This is a genomic window from Actibacterium sp. (assembly GCF_041584535.1).
Taxonomy (GTDB): domain Bacteria; phylum Pseudomonadota; class Alphaproteobacteria; order Rhodobacterales; family Rhodobacteraceae; genus Actibacterium_D.
On the sequence record NZ_JBFHDW010000281.1, the window covers coordinates 1 to 3344 of the forward strand.

2 protein-coding genes and 1 pseudogene are annotated in these 3344 nt (G+C 64.1%); all 3 read right to left on the minus strand.

Annotated features, from left to right (window positions below; genetic code table 11):
- The coding region (locus tag ABYW26_RS12310; protein ID WP_372605193.1) for a formate--tetrahydrofolate ligase at positions 1–1331 on the minus strand (1331 nt) is incomplete at its 3' end.
- 107 nt (positions 1332–1438) lie between these two features.
- On the minus strand, positions 1439–2215 hold the full coding sequence (locus ABYW26_RS12315; protein WP_372605194.1) for a methyltransferase domain-containing protein: 777 nt from the start codon (positions 2213–2215) through the stop codon (positions 1439–1441).
- Between the two features lie 124 nt (positions 2216–2339).
- Positions 2340–3344: pseudogene (locus ABYW26_RS12320) on the minus strand (cell division protein FtsH); the annotation flags it as partial.

Sequence of the window (3344 nt, forward strand, 5' to 3'; positions counted from 1 at the left end):
CCCATATCATCCGGGTAAAGCGGCGCGAAATTCGACTGACCGGCCTCGGTGATCTGGACCACGCGCCGGGCCAGCGCCTCGGCCCCGGCGCTGCCATCGGCCCAATGGGTGCAGCGGATCGCCTCGGTGCCCATCGCGCGCACATAATCGTCCACCACTGCCAACTCGGCCTTGGTGTCGTCGGTGAACTGGTTGACCGCCACCACAACCGGCACGCCAAAGGATTTCAGGTTCTCGATATGCCGCCCCAGATTGGCGCAGCCCTTTTGCACCGCCGCAATATTCTCGGCCCCCAGCTCGGCGCGCGCCACGCCGCCGTTCATTTTCAGCGCCCGCACCGTCGCCACCAGCACCGCAACTGCGGGCGTCAGGCCAGCCTTGCGGCATTTGATATTCATGAATTTTTCCGCGCCCAGATCGGCGCCGAACCCGGCCTCGGTCACCACGTAATCCGCCAGTTTCAGCGCGGTCGTGGTGGCGATGACCGAATTGCAGCCATGGGCGATATTGGCGAACGGGCCGCCATGCACGAAGGCGGGTGTGTGTTCCAGCGTCTGCACCAGATTGGGTTGCATCGCCTCGCGCAGCAGCACCGTCATCGCGCCATCGGCCTTGATCTGGCGACAGGTGACGGGCTCGCGGTCGGGGGTGTAGCCGATGATGATGTCGCCCAGCCGCTGATGCAGGTCGTCAAGATCGCGGGCAAGGCACAGGATCGCCATAACCTCGGACGCGACGGTGATGTCGAACCCGGTCTGCCGGGGCGAGCCATTGGCCACCCCGCCCAGCGAGGTCACCACATCGCGCAGCGACCGGTCGTTCATGTCCATCACCCGCCGCCACGTCACCCGGCGCTGGTCGATGCCCAACTCGTTGCCCCAATAGATGTGGTTGTCGATCATCGCACTCAGCAGGTTGTGGGCGCTGGTGACGGCGTGGAAATCGCCGGTGAAATGCAGGTTGATTTCCTCCATCGGCACCACTTGGGCATAGCCGCCGCCCGCAGCGCCCCCCTTCATCCCAAAGCACGGGCCTAATGATGGTTCGCGGATACAGATCGCCGCGCGCTTGCCGATCCGGGTCAGCGCATCACCAAGGCCAACCGTTGTTGTGGTCTTGCCCTCACCCGCCGGGGTCGGATTGACGGCGGTGACAAGGATCAGCTTGCCCATGGGCCGGTCGCCAAGTCCGGCGATGAAATCGGCGTTCAGCTTGGCCTTGTCATGGCCATGTGGCAGCAGCGCCTGCTCGGGGATATCCAAGGCGGCACCGATCTGGCTGATCGGTTTTTTCTGCGCCGCCCGCGCGATTTCAATGTCGGTGATGGTCATCGGGCCTCCGTTTCGCACGGCCTCTGCGGGCCGTTGGCCCGAGTGTAGGCGCGCGGGCGGCCCCGGCACAGGGGCAATTGCGACGCATGGATGACGGAAATCGCCGCTCAGACGGTCAGGGTAAAGAACACCCGGCGGAACGGGAAAATCACGCTGCCATCAGGCTCGATCGGATAGGCGTCGGTCAGTGCCTGTTCATAAGCTGCGATGAACCGGACCAGTTCAGGGTCTGACAGCTTTTCAGCAAAGGGGCGCAGGGCGGTGCTTTGGGTGAAATGGCGCACCGGATGGCCGTGATCCACCGGATCAAGACGCTGAATATACTCGGTTTCCCAGACCGAGACCCGGCCCAGCGGCATCAGCATCCGTTGATAGGCTACAGGCGTTGCGACCGGGGCTTGCCAGTCGGTGAACTGGAACCGGTCGTGGAACAGGCGCGGGGCGATGTCGCGCATCAGCGCGTGCGAGGGGTTGGCGAATTGCCGGGGCATCTGCACTGCCAGTGTGCCGCCCGGCGCCAGAACCCCGGCCAGCCGCGCGAACAGGTTGGCGTGATCCGGCAGCCAGTGACACAGCGCGTTGGAAAAGATCAGCGCCGGGGGCGTTGCGGGATTCCACAGCGCGGCGTCGGCGCGGGTCAGGTCGTCATAGGCGCCGGTCTGGGCCGCCTTCTCAAGCATCGCGGGCGAGGCGTCGACGCCAGTCAGCGCGCGGTCAGGCCAGCGGGCGCGCAGGACCGGGCCGACAACGCCGGTGCCACAACCAAGGTCACAGACCGGCCCCGGCGGCAGCGCGCCAACACGCGCCAACAGATCCAGCGCAGGCTGCAATCTGAGACCGGCAAAGCGGGTGTAAAGATCGGGGTTCCAGTCAGGTGCGGACATGAGATGTGCCCTTTGGGATGAGTTATGTATACAACGGTATACCAATGCCAACCCCACGTCCAGTGCAAAGAAAACGGCCGGGCAAATGCCCGGCCGCGATGTTCGTTTCAAGGTCTGTTCTGGATCAGGCCGACGGCTCGGGCTCGAACCCGCCATCGGGGTTGGCCTTGGGCTTGGTTTTCGGAATGGCCGTGACCGAGGCCCCCAGACCGTTATCGGTGCTGCCATCGTCACCGCCTTCGGCCTTGGGCGGCTCGCCGGCGATCACGCGGGTGATCTCGGCGCCGGTCAGGGTTTCGTATTCCAACAGACCCTGCGCCAGATTTTCCAAATCCTGACGTTTCTCGGTCAGGATGCGACGCGCGGTTTCATAGCCGGTGTCGATGATTTCCTTGACCTTGTCGTCGATGGTTTTCTGAGTGATCCCCGAATGGTTCGACCCGCCGCCATAGCTGCCCAGATAGGACTGCTGTTCGTTGGCGTAATCGACATAGCCCAGCTCTTCGGCGAAACCGAATTGCGTGACCATGGCGCGGGCAATGCGCGAGGCCTGCTGAATATCGCTCGACGCACCCGAGGTGACGTTTTCCTTGCCGAAGATCAGCTCCTCCGCCACACGCCCGCCCATCGCCATGGCGATTTTCGAGGTGTATTTGGTGTAGCTGACGCTGAGCTGGTCGCGCTCGGGCAGCGACAGAACCAGACCCAGCGCGCGACCACGCGGAATGATCGTCGCCTTGTGGATCGGGTCATGCTGCGGCACGTTCAGACCGACAATCGCATGGCCGGCCTCGTGATAGGCGGTCAGCTTTTTCTCGTCCTCGGACATGACCATCGAGCGCCGTTCGGCCCCCATCATCACCTTGTCCTTGGCGTTCTCAAAGTCGTCCATAGTGACAAACCGGCGCCCGATCCGCGCCGCCGTCAGCGCCGCCTCGTTCACAAGGTTGGCCAGATCGGCGCCCGAGAACCCGGGCGTGCCGCGCGCGATGATGCGCAGATCGACATCGGGGCCCAGCGGCACCTTGCGGGCATGGACGCCCAGAATTTTCTCGCGGCCCTTGATGTCGGGGTTCGGCACCTGCACCTGACGGTCAAAGCGGCCGGGACGCAGCAACGCCGGGTCCAG

What these genes read in the sequence shown, in the direction of transcription:
- ABYW26_RS12315 (WP_372605194.1), bottom strand. Translation starts at nt 2,215, where the DNA reads ATGTCCGCACCTGACTGGAACCCCGATCTTTACACCCGCTTTGCCGGT.